This is a genomic window from Vibrio sp. 11986-1-5, assembly GCF_963878025.1.
Taxonomy (GTDB): domain Bacteria; phylum Pseudomonadota; class Gammaproteobacteria; order Enterobacterales; family Vibrionaceae; genus Vibrio; species Vibrio injensis.
In genome coordinates this window covers 191,954-207,086 of record NZ_CAWNVW010000044.1, presented here as the reverse complement: position 1 = coordinate 207,086, position 15,133 = coordinate 191,954, and the positions used below count along the sequence as shown (strand labels likewise).

Here is a 15,133-nt window from a genome sequence, read left to right as displayed (position 1 = left end):
TCCCTTGTTTTTCCGTTAGGCTTAGCGTCAATAAAAATACCAATAAGGAATCACCATGTTGGCTGTGCAGCTTTCACAAATTAGTATTTATCCGGTTAAATCGACGGCAGGGTTATCGCTATCTACCGCTTGGGTTGAAAAACAAGGATTGATGTTTGATCGCCGTTTCATGGTCGCTTTGGCGGATGGCAGTATGGTGACCGCGCGAAAATACCCATCGATGGTCGCGATTCGCTCTGCATTAACGGCGGATGGTTTGATTTTTACCGCGCCAGGTCGTGAGCCCTTAACGCTGCGTTATAGTACGTTTAAGCGTCAAGTGGCGCAGGCTCAAGTCTGGGATGATAATTTTACCGCTTATACCACCACCGACGAAGCGGATGATTGGTTTAGTGCTGTGCTGGGGCAACGGGTTGAATTGTTGTTCACGGGGGAGCAGTCGAATCGAGTCCGCGAGAAAGTGGGTAGCAACGTCAGCTTTGCTGATGGTTATCCTTTGTTATTAATTAGCCAAGCTTCATTAGATGAGTTGAACCGCCGTAGTCCTGAGCAACATAGTATGGCGCAATTTCGAACCAATTTGGTTGTTTCTGGCGGGGAACCCTTTATCGAAGATAGCTGGAAGCGGATCAAAATTGGTCAGGTTGAATTTGAACTGGTCAAACCCTGTGAACGCTGTGTTTTGACCACGGTTGATATGAGTACGGGACAGTTTCGCCCCAGTACGGAGCCGTTAAGAACCTTAGCGCAATTTCGCGCAAATCAACGCGGCGGTGTGTTTTTCGGTCAAAACTTGATTGCAAAAAATGAGGGGATGATCTCGGTTAATGATCCGATAGAAGTCTTGGAATACAAAGAAAAAGAGCATTACCTTGATCAAGGACAGCGCCATTATCAAATGCGCTGTGTTGAGCGCGAGACCATCGCTAATAATTTTGTGACTTTTTGGTTAGAACCACAACGCAGTGATTTCTCCGAGTATTTCCCCGGCCAACATTTACCGATTGAAGTGATTATTGACGGTAAAGTGCATCATCGTCGCTATACGCTTTCTTCAAGCCCTTCTCGACCAGAACGTTTAGCGATTTCCGTTAAGGCGATCGATGGTGGGCAAGTTTCTCATTGGTTATTGGAACATCTTCAGGTGGGGGACAGTTTAGTTGCCCAATCTGTTGAGGGAAATTTTCATTTGCGCGATGAGCATTTATCTCAGCCGCTATTATTATTGTCTGCGGGAAGCGGGATTACGCCGATGTTATCGATGCTGCGTTATTTAGCGGACCACCAGAGCATACGAGATGTTGTATTTTATCATCAATGTCGTAGTGAAGCTGATATTCCCGCACGTGATGAGCTAGAAGCTCTGCATAGGGATCATCCTGGATTGACCTTGATGCTCAGTTTGACTCAGCCTTCGATAGATTGGTTTGCTTTAAAAGGGCGACTATCCTTATCTCATCTGAAAAAAATAGAAAATGTGACACAGCGGCAGGTTTTTGTCTGTGGGCCTGATGGCTTTATGCAAAAAGCAAAAAACCTGTTGCTAAAACTGGGTGTTCCAGAAACGGCTTATCATCAGGAGGTATTTACGGTGACCCCATCGGTTAATCGGGCGTATCAGCCCCTCACCATCACACTCAATGGAAAGGCGTTTCAAGGCGATAATCAGACCACATTACTTGAGCAGATTGAACGTGCGGGTTTAAAAGTGGCTAATAGCTGTCGCGCAGGTTTTTGTGGTGCTTGTAAAGTGACGGTGCAGTCGGGGCGAGTTGAACAGCCGGAGACATTAGCGTTACCCGATCATGAACGTCATCTTGGTAAAGTATTGGCGTGTTGCAGTATTCCTGAAACCGATATTGAAGTCGTAAGCTCATAAATCGGTGGCAGGTAAAAAGAAAAAGCCACTCCTGAAAGGTCAGGGGTGGCTCAATTAAGCGGTCAACAATTAAGCTTTATTACGCACAGGGTTTGCGTAACTATCGAGTAAATAACGATGGGCATCAACAGGGAGTTGAGCTAACTTCGCTTCCAGTTGCACTTTATGCTCATCCTGTATCTCCTCGTGGTCGACATTCGCCGCCAAGTAATTGATTGGATAGAGACGATAATTAGCATGAATTTGGCGATCAATTTCATCGGCTAAGGCTTCTGGAGTGGCAAAAGGTTTACTGATCACGTCACCAAAGGCAACATGGATTCGTCCTTTTTCGCCAACAATCCCTTGAATAATGCTTTCAATATCTTCAAATTCGGCTTTTTGGTATTGACCGTGAGTCGCTTTTTCATACAGTTCGCGTGCTTTGGCGACATCGCAAGGGTCATTTTCGTAAGCAATCGACACCGGTACGATATTAAGTGATTGCATGTACTCAGCAAAATCAACTTTTTGTTTACGTCCTTCGACATGGAACATCTTTAAAATTGCCGCATCAGTAAAATCGTTACCATCTTTGGCTCGTCCTTCTTTCTGGGCGATCCAGATCGAGTTGCCCGTATCCAGCGAGTGTTTAATGTAGCCTGATAGTGTGCCGAGCATCTTCATCATTTCACGTGGCCCTTTGGCAGAACGTTGCACGATAAAGCTTTTATTAAGACGCATTAACTCGGTAGCACAAGGTTTTTTCAATAAGTTATCGCCAATGGCAATGCGTACCGTTCGATGACCGCTTTTATGCAAACCATAATTAACCAGCGCAGGATCCATGGCGATATCGCGATGATTGGAAATAAAAAGATAAGAGAGGTTTTTATCTAATTGCTCAAGCCCTGTATAAGTCACACCACTGGTAGTGTGTTCTAGCGTTTGCTCAAGGTATTTTTTTACTTCTAACTGAATGGCTTCAACGGAAGTCAGTTTGGCCCATTTAAATTTCAAATAAATTTTTACGATTGGACTCAATAGTGGTCTGAGCCAAGTAGGTTGATGCGCAAAGCGGTGCTGCAAAATCGCTGAGATAAATTCTTCATCATTGATTAAGCGGTCAAGCGCCGCAGGAATTTCGTCGTCGTTATAAGGACGTATATCTTGATAAGGATCGTTGGTTGAGGTCATAGTATTGTACATCAAATAAAAAGCTCGCCTATTCTACGCATACTCTGAGTGACTCGCAGCTATCATAAGCACATAATTTACAAGGTCAGACCAGAATCAGTCTGATAAGGTTCAGTTCAGTTGGCTTTTTTATCAAGAAGCGTTACTCTTAGCGCCCTTAAAATCCATGAGGCCAACCATGAACTACGCGATTCAATCTGAAACTTGTACTTTTCCTTATTTGCAAGCGACGGCGCGAAAACGAACGAGTAAGCATAGCTTAATCCAAGTGAATCATGGTTTAGTCTTATTTCGACTTGGTAAACATGAATACGCCATAGAAGCCCAGCAAGCACTATGGATTCCCATCGATTGCTTGTGTGCATTAACGTTCTTTCCGAATACTCAAATTACACGGGTTGATTTTTCGGTGCGTTTGCGTGTTCCTTTTCCTCAGCAGGCTGGAGTGGTTAAACTCAGCGATGTCAGTCGCAGTATTTTACAATGTCTGCAAGAGCCTGTCTCTGATAGCCCAGTGTATCCTCATTTGCTGCAAGTGCTTAAGTATGAAGTACAAAACTTTGAACCTAAACTCAAACTCACCGGTTTAAGCCAAGTGTTGAGTCAATGGACACCAGACAGCCATCCTCGGATCAGTAAAGAGTGTCATGTGGCTTTATTAGTGCGTGAAGCGCGCAAGCGTCGTTTGTCTGGTGTAAAAGAGGCACAAATCGTCGAGGCATTATTTGCTGGTCAAGTTGAACAGTATCAGCAACTGTGTCAGTTGATTTTAGGTGAGCAACCTTAACTCATTTCAGCCAAGCCCATCCGATCCTTATCGTGCTACGGCTCCGCCTAAGGTAAGGTTCGTTGGCCATTGTTGAATCTGATTCCCACCTAAAAAGATATTGCCATTGACGGTCATCGTCTCTGGGAAGCGGGTAATTTGCGAACCGCCAATATACAGATCCCCTTGTACTACCAACCTCTCCGGCAGTTCGGTTAGCGGGGTTCTAACCACGCTTAAATCCCCTTTAACGACTAACCTTGGCGGCAACTGTTCAAGTGGCGTATCAGTTAAATTGATGTACCCTCCAACATTAACTCCAGCAGGCCAGCGGGTAATTTGTGAACCGAGTAGATTGGCATAGCCGCGAATAAAGGTGCCACGAGGGATACGCTGTAGCTGGCTATTACTCGCTTCCAAACTGCCTTCAACGCGAAGTTGCGGGGGCAGACTTTTTATTGAGGTTTGCGCAATATTCAGGTTGCCTTTGACAGTAAGGCCATTCGGTAGCTCAGTGTAAGGTTTATTGCGTAAATTGAGATTGCCATAATTATCTAAATGGTTGAGTATCTTATAGTAATCAAGAGGGATGGCGAGCAATGGCAAAGCGCATAGTACGCTCAATAAACCCAGTAACCAGCGCCGCATGGCTGACATCCTTGTATTGGTGATCGTGCTAAGAGTATCGGTCTAATGGTGTGGATTTTCAACGGATGATTGTATTTTACTGTCACAGATATCAGGTGAGCGAGTTATCGCTCACCTTGTTCATTTTAGCGGAATAATGAACGAGACTTGAGTTCAAAAATCAATTTTTCTGCGCTGACTTCAAATTTGAATTGAGCTTGCAGTTTATTGGCTTCTTGAGAGGGAAGAATTTGATATTCAACGTTGGCGCACACTTGTTGAGCGAGTTGCAGATATTTATCAAACTCTTGTTGAAGTAAATCTTGTTCGGTCGCAAAAATGGTGACTTCGGCAACTTCGTCACCTTCTTTAATGATAAATCCCATTTCTCCCGCGACACCACATGCTTCACATACTTCATCTTCTACGTAGCATTGATTGGTCATCTTGTTATCCTCTTATAAAAACTAAGGCTATTTTAGCCTGCTATGTTGCGGGTTACCACTCAATATCTGCTGCCGATCGGATTGGTTAATGTTGATATCAGTTGAAGTGGTTATCTGGGCATAATCTCGATCAATCAATGATTCATACTATGATTGAGTAGTCAGTGCAGCGTAGATGAACGACGAGTACGTGGCAATATCTTGTGATATGCGTCAAGAGTTTGTGCGAATGAGTGACAGTTTTTTGTCATAATGCTACCGGTTTCATTGCCTTCACTAAGACTTTGTAAGATGATCTCGACGGTTTGCTGACTATTTAACCTTGCAAGATCAACAGTCTTTGAACTATCTAGCCGAACAATCACCCTTTGATGAAGAGCATGAGCCATGCCAAAACGTAGTAAAGAAGATACCGAAATTACGATTCAAAGAATTATGGATGCCGTTATCGATCAGTTGCTCAGTTTAGGATACGACAAAATGTCTTACACCACATTAAGTCAGCAGACTGGGGTTTCTCGAACGGGTATTAGCCACCATTTTCCTAAAAAAACTGATTTTGCATTGGCATTAGAAAGCAAAATTTTTAATCAATTCACCGAGTATTTAGAGTTAGAGCAAGGGCTGAATGAGTTCTCTGAGAGCTGGTTGAAGGCGCTACGTACTGCTCCAGCTTTTATGGCAACGTTGCGTTTATTATTTCAACATTTGGTCATGGCGGAGCGCGCCGAGTTTTTTGCAGCGCAAATGATGACTCGGCTTTATAGAATGGTTGAGGATAAATGGGGACCACAAAGTCGCCAACAGTTGGAGTGGTTAATTGGTAAATCGATTATCGCGATGAGTGAGCGTGATTAAACTGGGTAGACCATAGGAAAACCTAACGTTGGGTGTGGTGCGATCATCGAATCATGACCATAGACTTGCTTGATCATCTCAGGGCTCAGAGCTTGCCAAGGTGGAGCATCACACACAATGTGTCCTTGATGGAGTATGACCATCCGATCGGCGTATTGCGCCGCTAAGTTCAAATCATGCAATACAATCACGACGGCACACTGCTCCTCTCGAGCTAATTGACGAGCGATAAGCAAGGTTTTGTGTTGGTGAGCTAAGTCCAATGCAGAAGTCGGTTCATCAAGCATTAAGACTTTTTGTGCGCCGGATTGATGCAGTTGGGTGAGCACTCTTGCTAGGTGTAAGCGCTGTTTTTCTCCACCTGAGAGTTCAGGATAAAGCCGATTGGCTAACGGTAAAACATCGGTCTTTTGCATATAATATTGTGCCAATTGTCGAGTTTGTTGGTGGCTAATGTCCAGTGGAATCGCTCCAAGCTTGACCACTTCTTGAGCGGTAAATGGAAAGTTTAATGAGCTACTTTGCGGTAAAACACCGACATGTTTTGCTAAGCGCTTAGCTGACCAGTTGGCACGAGTTTGACCAAAAAAGCGAATTTTAGCGTGAGTGTCAATTTCACCACTTAACGCTTTTAGTAGGGTACTTTTACCCGCCCCATTGGGACCAAGTAAAGCTGTAACCTCGCCGTGATGAAGTTCAATATTGATATCTTTTAATATTGATTTTGAATGAAAACAGACCGTTAAGTGATGAGCCTGAATAGCTGGAGTGGGCATTAAAACAGTTTCCCTTTTTGTTTAAACAATAGGTAGAGGAAAAAGGGAGCACCGACGAGCGCAGTGACAATGCCGATCGGCAATTCACTCGGTGCCACCGCAACGCGGGCAAACATATCCGCGCAAGTCAGCAGTAGTGCACCGATAAGAGCGGAAACGGGCAATAAATATCGATGATCAGGGCCAACCAGTATGCGTCCCAAATGAGGAACAACTAAGCCGACAAAGCCTATCATCCCAGCCACGCTGACGGTGATTCCCACCCCTGCGGCGCAGAGTACGATCAGCGCTCGTTTAAGTTGTTGTGTTCCAATACCTAGATGGCGAGCTTCAGATTCACCCAGCAAAAGCGCATTGAGTGCCATTGCTCGGCGGTGAAAGCAATATCCCAATAATCCAAGGGTGATCAGGCATAAATAGATTTGTGGCCAATTAGCGCCAGCAAAGGAGCCCATTGACCATAAGGTCAGATCTCGCAGCATTTGATCGTCAGCCAGAAAATTTAAATAGCCAATACCCGCTCCGGAAAGCGCACTGATCGCCACGCCAGCCAATAGCATGATAGTCACTGAAGTTCCCAATTGACTGGTGCCTAGTCGATAAACCAGTAACGTTGTTAATACTCCGCCGATAAAAGCACAAAAAGGAAGTGTGAATACACTCATCCAAGTGGCATCGAACTCAAAAGAGGCGAGTACTACAATCGCAAGTGCTGCGCCTAATGACGCACCTGCAGATACCCCAATGATCCCCGGTTCAGCGAGAGGATTACGAAATAAGCCCTGCATTACCACGCCACAGAGCGCTAATATTGCGCCCACTAATAAGCATAGAAGAGTGCGAGGGAGGCGGATTTGATGAATAACCAGATTGATATGAGCCGCGATATCATCAGAGTGAAACACTAAACTATGCAAGCTATCTCGAAAACTGATCGACATAGGGCCAACGGTAATTGACGCTAAACTTAATATCCCTAAGCTGAGGGCGAGGATAATAAGTAATAAGTGAATAGGCACATGACGCAACACTGCGGTTATCCTTTTGGATAGAGCAGTGCTTGCAAACGCAGTGCTTCTTGAATCGTTTTCAGTCCTACGCCACCAACGAGCGCATGACCATCAATGGTAACGATACGTTGATGAATTCCCGCTGGGGTAGCTTTTAACATTGGTAGCGCTTCTAAGATAGCCTCTGCTCCGCCGAGTTGATCATAACTACGGCCACTGACCAAAATAACGTCTGGTTGCATGGTGATCAGCGCTTCCATCGATAAGGGTTTATAGGCGGAAATCATTTCTGCAGCAGGGTTGCGAGCGCCAGCTAAAGTGATCAGCGTATCAGGGATAGTATTTAAACCAGCGACGTTGGCTGCTCGTCCTTCATGAAGCAGTAAAAATAACACCTTGAGTGGTGATTGCTCTGGTTGCCCATCTTTAAGTTGTTGTAAAGAATCATTAACTTGACGTTTTAATGACTTTGCCGCTGTTTGGCGATTCATTAATTGAGCAATTTGGTCGATACGTTCAAGCAATCCTTGCGCATCAGGATCACTATTGATGACGCTGACCTTGACTCCAGCGGAGCGCAGTTGGCGTAAGGTACTTTCTGGTCCCATTTCATCTGAACCAATTAATTGGGTTGGATTTAAAGCCAGTAAGCCTTCTGCCGAGAGCTGTCGGTGATAGCCCACTTGAGGTAATTCACGAGTGCGCGGCTCATTGCTGGTGACATCCACCGCAATTAATTGCTCTTGTCCACCTAATGCAAAGATAAGTTCTGTGACGCTGCTGCCCGCACTGATCACACGTTCAGCTGCCCAAAGATTATTAGCGCACAAGAGGAATAAAATACTGGCAAGTAGCCGACGAAAAGGTGCAGAAAATTTCATGATGCTCATTCACTCAATCGCCACAATGATCCTCATATTACTTCAATCTACAGTTAGGTTAGCGAGGCTCAGATTCCCTAATGACCGCGTTATCTATGCGCTTGGGATTCACTGACTTACTGAGTACTGACGGCGTATGAGGTATTTGGCAGTTTCTAGTTTCAAGAGCGCAAATTATTACTCACAATACAAACAATATCAATTATCAATTGCATTATCATTTGTCTCTAATTATTCTTAATGACGTTGAGATACCCACGTAATCGTATTGGATAACAAAATGGAACAATTATCACACCAAGTGGCGCAGCTATTGAATGATGAGCCCACATTACTTCCAGCACAAATTGCTGAACGTTTAGCGGTGAGTGAGTTTGCTGTTGTGTCTGCTTTTCCTAGCGAAATGGTTACCCTGCTCTCGGGTGATCACGCGCAGATGGTATTAACGGAGATTGCAGACTGGGAGACCAATGTCACTACCATCGTACAGTCATTTGGCTCTATTTTTGAAATTAAGGCTCCGCTACCTAAGGGTAAAGAGGCACGTGGTTACTACAATTTATTTGGGCAGCCAGGTCAACTCCATGGTCACTTAAAAATAGATTTAATTCATCATATTGCTTTAGTGAGTAAGCCATTTATGGGACGAGAAAGTCATTACTTTGGTTTTTTCACTCAGCAGGGAGACTCTATTTTTAAGATTTATTTAGGCCGTGACGATAAGCGTGAGCTTATCGCTCAGCAGGTCGATCGTTTTCAAACCATGCAACAACAATTTAAATAACCGCCTTGTAAGGAGCACGTCAATGGAACAGCAAGTTAAACAAGAAAGACTACAAGGCCGTTTAGAGCCAGAAATTAAAGAATTTCGTCAACAACGTACGACATTACAGTTAGCAACCGTCGATGCGCAAGGTAAACCGAATGTCAGCTATGCTCCCTTTGTACAAAACCAAGAGGGTTACTTTATTCTGATTTCCCATATTGCGCGTCATGCGCGTAATTTAGCGGTGAATCCTCAAGTATCGATCATGATGATTGAAGATGAATCAAGTGCGAAGCAGCTTTTTGCTCGCAAGCGGTTAACGTTTGATGCTCAAGCGAGCATGATTGAACGTCACTCGCCGCTATGGCAACAGGTGATTGAACAAATGCAACAGCGGTTTGGCGAGATCATCACTAATTTAAGCCAGCTAGAAGATTTCTCGTTGTTTTGCTTAAAGCCAGAGCATGGGTTGTTCGTAAAAGGTTTTGGCCAAGCCTACCAAGTTTCAGGAGATGATTTGGTTGATTTTGTTCATCTTGAAGAAGGGCATAGACAAATCGCCAACGCATAAAGCTGAAACTTGGCTACGCTGTTATCATCAAAGGCTAAGATTGGCCTTTGATGATGTCATGAGAGAGGTGCTATGATTAGTTAAAGATTGGGTGTCGTGAGCTTTGGTAGTTGTTTTTTCACTGTTTTCTTAGCATTTTTTTCGGGAGCTTTAGCCAACACGACGACCGGCCGAACAATGAATAAATTATTCGGGTAGAGGACTCGATTTCCATCTAGAGTCTCGAGTACCACATTAAATAGTGTCATATCCACTAAGCGTCCTTCGATAAAATTGCTCCCATCGATGACTTTTACCCAAGATCCGATTCGAAAGTGATTTTGGATAAACAGCACTAAGAAGGAGGTGATATTACTGAGTAAAGACCAGCTTGCGAATAACGCCACCCCGATTAAAGCAAACAATGAAGAACCAATCACCAACAGCCCGCGTAGTTCGATCCCCCAAATCATCATGATCCCTAAAAGAATCATCATAAAAAGTGAGGTTTTGAGTAGCCATTTGACTCGCTGTAATCGATCACTGTCTTCTCTTTGTCCAACCGTTTTATCTAATATCCGCAAACTTAAAAAAACCAGTTTAGGGTAGAGCAGTAATATGAGCACAGAAAGTGCCCATTGGTAATTCTCTTGTAATAAAGAAAGCAATTGCATAATACATTTATCCCCTTTCTACTTGAAACGCAGCGGTACTGACGACGTTCGTTTATCTCCAACCCTACTGTTTATCTATATTAATAACGCTCAGGAGTGCCATAGTGGACGCTTATCCACCACTTACTCATAATGACAAGTGGCTTGGGTTTAACCCATTAAATGGGGGTGAAAATAACTGAACTGTGCGTAATTTCAATCGAATTCTTTTCGTTGAGACAAGGTAGATGAAGTATTGATAGAGTTCGAAACACTTTTTTGTGCTGCTTGTTAAGCAGTTTGATGATTTTTTGACTTAAGTTTGTTAATGTTACCGCTTAATTATAAAAAATATGCCCAGTTTTTGGTTGTTGATGCTTTGAATTGAAATGTTTTTTGGTGATCGATATCTTCACGTAACATCGGCTGACTGGTTAGTGAAGAATGTCAAAACCAGATGGTCCATATCTATCGTCATCGCTTCAAGCTAGACCAACCATGAAACGCTACGTGGCAGTAAAGCTATTAAGGAGCCTTGCACGTGCGACACATTTGCCGAGTAATTTTTGCCATGATGATACTGATCGGTTCAGTGGCTTGGGCACAGGAAGAGCGTGAGCCTCTGTATTCAGAATCGCCGATTTTGGATAGACCATTAGTTGAACGTTATATCCTCGATGAATTAAGAGCGTTACGTCAGGATCAGCAAGATTTAGAGCGCCGCTTAACCATTCAAATCACTGACCGTGAATTATCCGTCGCCGATCGGTCGCTCAGTTATTCCAATGTTACCGTGACTTATTTTTTCTATGTTATCGCTGGTGTAGCTTCTTTAGTTGCTTTGATTGGTTGGCAATCGTTACGGGAAGTTAAACACAATACCAGGGAAATGGCCGATAAAAGCATTAATAAAATCGCTCAAGAATATGAACGAAAGTTTGTCGCCTTAGAGCAAGATTTAAAGCGTAAAAGCCGCATCATTACTGAAAATAACCGTGAAATTGAAGTGATTAATGAGATCCATAATTTATGGCTGAGATCGCAAAGTGTACAGACGGCAGAGCAGCGCATCGATGTCTATGACGAAATACTCAAAATTCGCCCCGGCGATCTTGAAGCATTGACTTATAAAGCTGATGCGGTAATGGAAATGCAAGAGTATCACTGGGCGATGAGTCTCTGTAATCGAGTGTTAGAGCTGGATAACGATAATGGACCAGCGTTGTATCAGCGTGCGTGTGCTTATGCTCGTTTAGGAGCAGAAGATCAAGCATTGGAAGATATTCAACGAGCAATAGAGATAAGCCCATCAATGCGTGATTTAATTCTTGAAGAGCCTGATTTTGAATCGCTGTACGGTAACAAAAACTTTAATGCGCTGATTAACCACGGTTAAGCTTGAGCTGGGTCGTTCACGTGACGTCGTGTGAATCACCTAGACGATCGGCATACCGAATGGCTTGGGTTCGTCTATCGATGTCGATGAGTTGGTTAACTCTCTATGGAGCGATAGGATACGGAGGTTTTGATGACTTTAATTAATCAGTGGTAGCCATAACTAAAGCTTGTCTTTACGACAAATTATTATCATTAGACACACCCTCTCTTTTCGCCGATAAAGCGCGTGACATTTAGGGTGTCAGGTGTGATGGCATAATGTGGCTATCACTACATTCTCTCTGTTTTTGTGAGATATCAAGTGGAAAAATCATCCAAATTAGATCGTGTTCGTGCGGATTATAATGTTCATTATTGGAGCCAAGGTTTTTATGGCATTGATGACCATGGTGAAGTGATCGTTTCACCAAGAAAAGATAATGCTCATCCAACCGCATTGAGTTCGATAGTCAAACAACTTGAAGCTCGTAATCTTAATCTTCCGGTATTGGTTCGTTTCCCACAGATTCTGCACCAACGTGTGCACAATATTTGTGACGCTTTTAATCAAGCGATTGAAGAGTGTGATTACCCTAATAAATATTTGTTGGTTTACCCGATTAAAGTTAACCAACAAAAAGAAGTGGTGGATGAGATACTCGCCAGTCAAGCTGAACTTGAAACTAAGCAACTTGGTCTGGAAGCGGGCAGTAAACCAGAACTTCTTGCCGTACTCGCGATGGCGCAACAGGCCAGTTCAGTCATTGTTTGTAATGGTTATAAAGATCGCGAATACATTCGTCTTGCGTTGATCGGTGAGAAATTAGGTCATAAAGTTTTCATCGTCTTGGAGAAGCTTTCCGAGCTCGATCTGATCCTAAAAGAAGCCAAAAGCCTTGGCGTAAAACCTCGCTTAGGCTTACGCATTCGTTTAGCGTCGCAGGGCGCTGGTAAATGGCAATCCAGTGGTGGTGAAAAATCTAAGTTCGGTTTAGCAGCTTCACAAGTATTAACGGTGGTTGAGCGTCTACGAGCTGAAGACCAACTTGAAGCTCTGCAGTTAGTGCATTTCCATTTGGGATCGCAAATGGCCAATATTCGTGACGTACGTAATGGCGTCAATGAAGCCGCTCGTTTTTATTGTGAACTCAGAGAACTTGGTGCCAAGATTGATTACTTTGATGTCGGTGGCGGTTTAGCGATAGATTATGACGGTACACGGAGCCAATCATCGAACTCGATGAACTATGGTCTACAAGAATACGCTCGCAATATTGTCAATGTTGTTGCCGATATGTGTAATCTGTATGAGCAACCGAAACCGATCATCATTTCTGAATCTGGTCGCTCAATCACCGCTCACCATGCGGTATTGATTACCAATGTTATTGGTACTGAAGCGTATATGCCTGAGCAGATCAGCGAACCAGAAACCGATGATCCAATTTTGATGCAAAATATGTGGCGTAGCTGGGAAACCTTACGTGAAGGTACTGATGCGCGTGCATTAATTGAAATTTATAATGATACGCAAAGTGATTTATCAGAAGCGCATACTCTGTTTGCTTCAGGTGTGATCAACTTACAACATCGTGCATGGATTGAGCAGCTTTCACTGCGTATTTACTATGAATTACGCTTGAAAATGAGCACTAAGAATCGTTTCCATCGCCCAATACTTGATGAGTTGCAAGAAAGATTAGCCGACAAATTCTTTGTCAACTTCTCTTTATTTCAATCATTACCGGATGCCTGGGGTATCGATCAAGTGTTCCCCGTACTTCCTTTATCAGACTTGCATAATGTTGAAGATCGTCGTGCTGTCATGCTAGACATCACCTGTGATTCAGATGGTGCGATTGAACAGTATGTCGAGGGGCAAGGGATTGAAACCACCCTTCCAGTACCGGCTTGGTCAAAAGATAAGCCTTATTTGATGGGATTTTTCTTAGTGGGTGCTTATCAGGAAATTTTGGGTGATATGCACAATTTATTTGGTGATACCCACAGTGTCGTGGTCAATATTACTGATAACGGAGACGCGGAAATTACCTCGATCAATGAAGGGGATACCGTAGAAGATATGATGCGTTATGTGCATATCGATGTTGATGCGATTCGTGCCAATTATCGTCAATTGGTTAGCCAACGTGTGGCGACCGAAGAACAAGCGATTGTTTTAGCAGAGCTAGAGCAGGGCTTGAGTGGTTATACTTATTTAGAGGACTTTTAAATGAATGATTTGTTTACGAAAACTGATTATTCACTCTACTCCAATGCGATGACCTTTGTCCGTCGTCCATATATGAGAAACCCGATCGATAGCGATGCGGATGTGGTCGTACTGGGTGTGCCTTTAGATATGGCCACTTCAGGTCGTTCTGGTGCACGTATGGGGCCAGACGCCATTCGTCGTGCTTCGGTGAATCTTGCTTGGGAAGGAAAGAAATTCCCATGGGATTTCAACTTATTTGCTCAGACAAAAGTGATTGATGCTGGTGATCTGGTGTTTGATTGCGGTGATGCGGAAGATTTTACTTATCGCCTTGAAGCGGCGGCGGGTGAAATTATCAAAAGTGGTAAAACCTTACTGGCACTCGGCGGCGATCACTTTGTGACGCTACCGATTTTACGTGCTCATGCTAAACAGTTTGGTGAAATGGCGCTGATTCATTTTGATGCACACACCGATACTTATGCCAATGGTAGTGCTTACGATCACGGGACGATGTTTTATCATGCGCCGAAAGAGGGGTTGATTTCCCCTAAACATTCGGTGCAAATTGGCATTCGCACTGAGTATAAGCAAGAAGGGCATGGTTTTAATGTTATCAATGCGATGCAAGCCAACGATATGTCGGTGGAAGAGATTGTGCAACAAATTCGCACTATCATTGCAGACAAACCAGTATATTTAACCTTTGATATCGATTGCCTCGATCCTGCGTTTGCTCCAGGTACTGGTACACCCGTGTGTGGCGGACTGAACACCGATAAAATTTTGAAGATCATTCGCGCATTGAAAGGCATCAACTTAGTCGGGATGGATGTGGTTGAAGTCGCTCCGGCCTACGATCAAAGTGAAATGACCGCGTTAGCGGGGGCTACCATCGCATTGGAGCTGCTGTACGTTTGGTCTGCCAATCAAAATAAAGCCTAAATTGTTTGGCGGTATCTACTTTAAAACCGAGTCATCAGGCTCGGTTTTTTGTTAACTAACGCACACATTCTCAGTGATAAAGACGAATTATTGGCACTTTTCGCTTTTCCAGTGGTTAAGTATGGGAAGGCTTGTTACGTTCATTTACACTACTGTAAGAGTGAGTAAAGAAAAACAGGGTAATCTAGTCAGTTAGTTATACTATTTT

The 15,133-nt window shown here is 43.7% G+C and carries 15 protein-coding genes; 8 read left to right on the top strand and 7 right to left on the bottom strand.

Features of this window, described 5'->3' with window-relative positions:
* The first annotated feature begins 55 nt into the window (after positions 1-55).
* Positions 56-1,879 (top strand): hybrid-cluster NAD(P)-dependent oxidoreductase, encoded by a 1,824-nt coding sequence (locus AACS00_RS11000; protein ID WP_110167433.1) that lies wholly within the window; start codon positions 56-58, stop codon positions 1,877-1,879.
* 69 nt (positions 1,880-1,948) lie between these two features.
* On the opposite strand, the gene AACS00_RS10995 is transcribed toward AACS00_RS11000, so the two are convergent.
* Entirely contained in the window at positions 1,949-3,055 is a 1,107-nt protein-coding gene (locus AACS00_RS10995; protein WP_181397555.1) for a 1-acyl-sn-glycerol-3-phosphate acyltransferase, read from the bottom strand.
* Between the two features lie 178 nt (positions 3,056-3,233).
* Between AACS00_RS10995 and AACS00_RS10990 the strand changes: the two genes are divergently transcribed.
* Positions 3,234-3,842: an AraC family transcriptional regulator gene (locus tag AACS00_RS10990; RefSeq protein WP_110167431.1), complete on the top strand. Its 609-nt coding sequence runs from the start codon at positions 3,234-3,236 to the stop codon at positions 3,840-3,842.
* A gap of 27 nt (positions 3,843-3,869) precedes the next feature.
* On the opposite strand, the gene AACS00_RS10985 is transcribed toward AACS00_RS10990, so the two are convergent.
* Both AACS00_RS10985 and AACS00_RS10980 read right to left on the bottom strand, forming a co-directional pair.
* On the bottom strand, positions 3,870-4,469 hold the full coding sequence (locus AACS00_RS10985; RefSeq protein ID WP_110167430.1) for a hypothetical protein: 600 nt from the start codon (positions 4,467-4,469) through the stop codon (positions 3,870-3,872).
* 125 nt (positions 4,470-4,594) lie between these two features.
* A complete protein-coding gene (locus AACS00_RS10980; protein WP_072670726.1) occupies positions 4,595-4,894 on the bottom strand; it encodes a DUF406 family protein in 300 nt (99 codons plus the stop codon).
* 387 nt (positions 4,895-5,281) lie between these two features.
* Here AACS00_RS10980 and AACS00_RS10975 point away from each other — a divergent pair, with 387 nt between their 5' ends.
* Positions 5,282-5,752 carry a TetR family transcriptional regulator gene (locus AACS00_RS10975; protein ID WP_110167429.1) on the top strand — a complete coding sequence of 157 codons (471 nt, stop codon included), beginning with the start codon at positions 5,282-5,284 and terminating at the stop codon, positions 5,750-5,752.
* Here the strand turns inward: AACS00_RS10975 and AACS00_RS10970 are convergent.
* The 3 genes from AACS00_RS10970 to AACS00_RS10960 are packed head-to-tail and all read right to left on the bottom strand — an operon-like array spanning position 5,749 to position 8,419.
* A complete protein-coding gene (locus AACS00_RS10970; protein WP_110167428.1) occupies positions 5,749-6,528 on the bottom strand; it encodes a heme ABC transporter ATP-binding protein in 780 nt (259 codons plus the stop codon). The genes AACS00_RS10975 and AACS00_RS10970 overlap by 4 nt on opposite strands.
* On the bottom strand, positions 6,528-7,547 hold the full coding sequence (locus AACS00_RS10965; protein WP_375152954.1) for a FecCD family ABC transporter permease: 1,020 nt from the start codon (positions 7,545-7,547) through the stop codon (positions 6,528-6,530). The genes AACS00_RS10970 and AACS00_RS10965 overlap by 1 nt, the downstream gene beginning before the upstream one ends.
* Positions 7,548-7,564: 17 nt before the next feature.
* Positions 7,565-8,419: a heme/hemin ABC transporter substrate-binding protein gene (locus AACS00_RS10960; protein WP_072670722.1), complete on the bottom strand. Its 855-nt coding sequence runs from the start codon at positions 8,417-8,419 to the stop codon at positions 7,565-7,567.
* 280 nt (positions 8,420-8,699) lie between these two features.
* Here AACS00_RS10960 and hutX point away from each other — a divergent pair, with 280 nt between their 5' ends.
* Both hutX and hutZ read left to right on the top strand, forming a co-directional pair.
* Complete coding sequence (gene hutX / locus AACS00_RS10955; RefSeq protein ID WP_072670721.1) at positions 8,700-9,203, top strand: heme utilization cystosolic carrier protein HutX; 504 nt, start codon at positions 8,700-8,702, stop codon at positions 9,201-9,203.
* 22 nt (positions 9,204-9,225) lie between these two features.
* Positions 9,226-9,756 (top strand): heme utilization protein HutZ, encoded by a 531-nt coding sequence (gene hutZ / locus AACS00_RS10950; RefSeq protein ID WP_110167426.1) that lies wholly within the window; start codon positions 9,226-9,228, stop codon positions 9,754-9,756.
* A gap of 80 nt (positions 9,757-9,836) precedes the next feature.
* On the opposite strand, the gene AACS00_RS10945 is transcribed toward hutZ, so the two are convergent.
* Positions 9,837-10,409: a mechanosensitive ion channel domain-containing protein gene (locus tag AACS00_RS10945; RefSeq protein ID WP_110167425.1), complete on the bottom strand. Its 573-nt coding sequence runs from the start codon at positions 10,407-10,409 to the stop codon at positions 9,837-9,839.
* 550 nt (positions 10,410-10,959) lie between these two features.
* On the opposite strand from AACS00_RS10945, the gene AACS00_RS10940 reads away from it, so the two are divergent.
* The 3 genes from AACS00_RS10940 (at position 10,960) to speB (ending at position 14,925) form a co-directional block, all read left to right on the top strand.
* A complete protein-coding gene (locus AACS00_RS10940) occupies positions 10,960-11,784 on the top strand; it encodes a tetratricopeptide repeat protein (RefSeq protein WP_110167513.1) in 825 nt (274 codons plus the stop codon).
* A 303-nt stretch (positions 11,785-12,087) separates the two neighbouring features.
* On the top strand, positions 12,088-13,998 hold the full coding sequence (gene speA / locus AACS00_RS10935) for an arginine decarboxylase (RefSeq protein ID WP_072670718.1): 1,911 nt from the start codon (positions 12,088-12,090) through the stop codon (positions 13,996-13,998).
* Positions 13,999-14,925, top strand: coding sequence for an agmatinase (gene speB / locus AACS00_RS10930; RefSeq protein ID WP_072670717.1), 927 nt, complete (start codon positions 13,999-14,001; stop codon positions 14,923-14,925).
* The last annotated feature ends 208 nt before the right edge of the window (positions 14,926-15,133 follow it).

Bases quoted from the DNA above. Each gene is read 5' to 3' on its own strand.
- AACS00_RS11000 (WP_110167433.1), top strand. From the start codon at position 56: ATGTTGGCTGTGCAGCTTTCACAAATTAGTATTTATCCGGTTAAATCG.
- AACS00_RS10995 (WP_181397555.1), bottom strand. From the start codon at position 3,055: ATGACCTCAACCAACGATCCTTATCAAGATATACGTCCTTATAACGAC.
- AACS00_RS10990 (WP_110167431.1), top strand. From the start codon at position 3,234: ATGAACTACGCGATTCAATCTGAAACTTGTACTTTTCCTTATTTGCAA.
- AACS00_RS10985 (WP_110167430.1), bottom strand. From the start codon at position 4,469: ATGCGGCGCTGGTTACTGGGTTTATTGAGCGTACTATGCGCTTTGCCA.
- AACS00_RS10980 (WP_072670726.1), bottom strand. From the start codon at position 4,894: ATGACCAATCAATGCTACGTAGAAGATGAAGTATGTGAAGCATGTGGT.
- AACS00_RS10975 (WP_110167429.1), top strand. From the start codon at position 5,282: ATGCCAAAACGTAGTAAAGAAGATACCGAAATTACGATTCAAAGAATT.
- AACS00_RS10970 (WP_110167428.1), bottom strand. From the start codon at position 6,528: ATGCCCACTCCAGCTATTCAGGCTCATCACTTAACGGTCTGTTTTCAT.
- AACS00_RS10960 (WP_072670722.1), bottom strand. From the start codon at position 8,419: ATGAAATTTTCTGCACCTTTTCGTCGGCTACTTGCCAGTATTTTATTC.
- hutX (WP_072670721.1), top strand. From the start codon at position 8,700: ATGGAACAATTATCACACCAAGTGGCGCAGCTATTGAATGATGAGCCC.
- hutZ (WP_110167426.1), top strand. From the start codon at position 9,226: ATGGAACAGCAAGTTAAACAAGAAAGACTACAAGGCCGTTTAGAGCCA.
- AACS00_RS10945 (WP_110167425.1), bottom strand. From the start codon at position 10,409: ATGCAATTGCTTTCTTTATTACAAGAGAATTACCAATGGGCACTTTCT.
- AACS00_RS10940 (WP_110167513.1), top strand. From the start codon at position 10,960: ATGATGATACTGATCGGTTCAGTGGCTTGGGCACAGGAAGAGCGTGAG.
- speB (WP_072670717.1), top strand. From the start codon at position 13,999: ATGAATGATTTGTTTACGAAAACTGATTATTCACTCTACTCCAATGCG.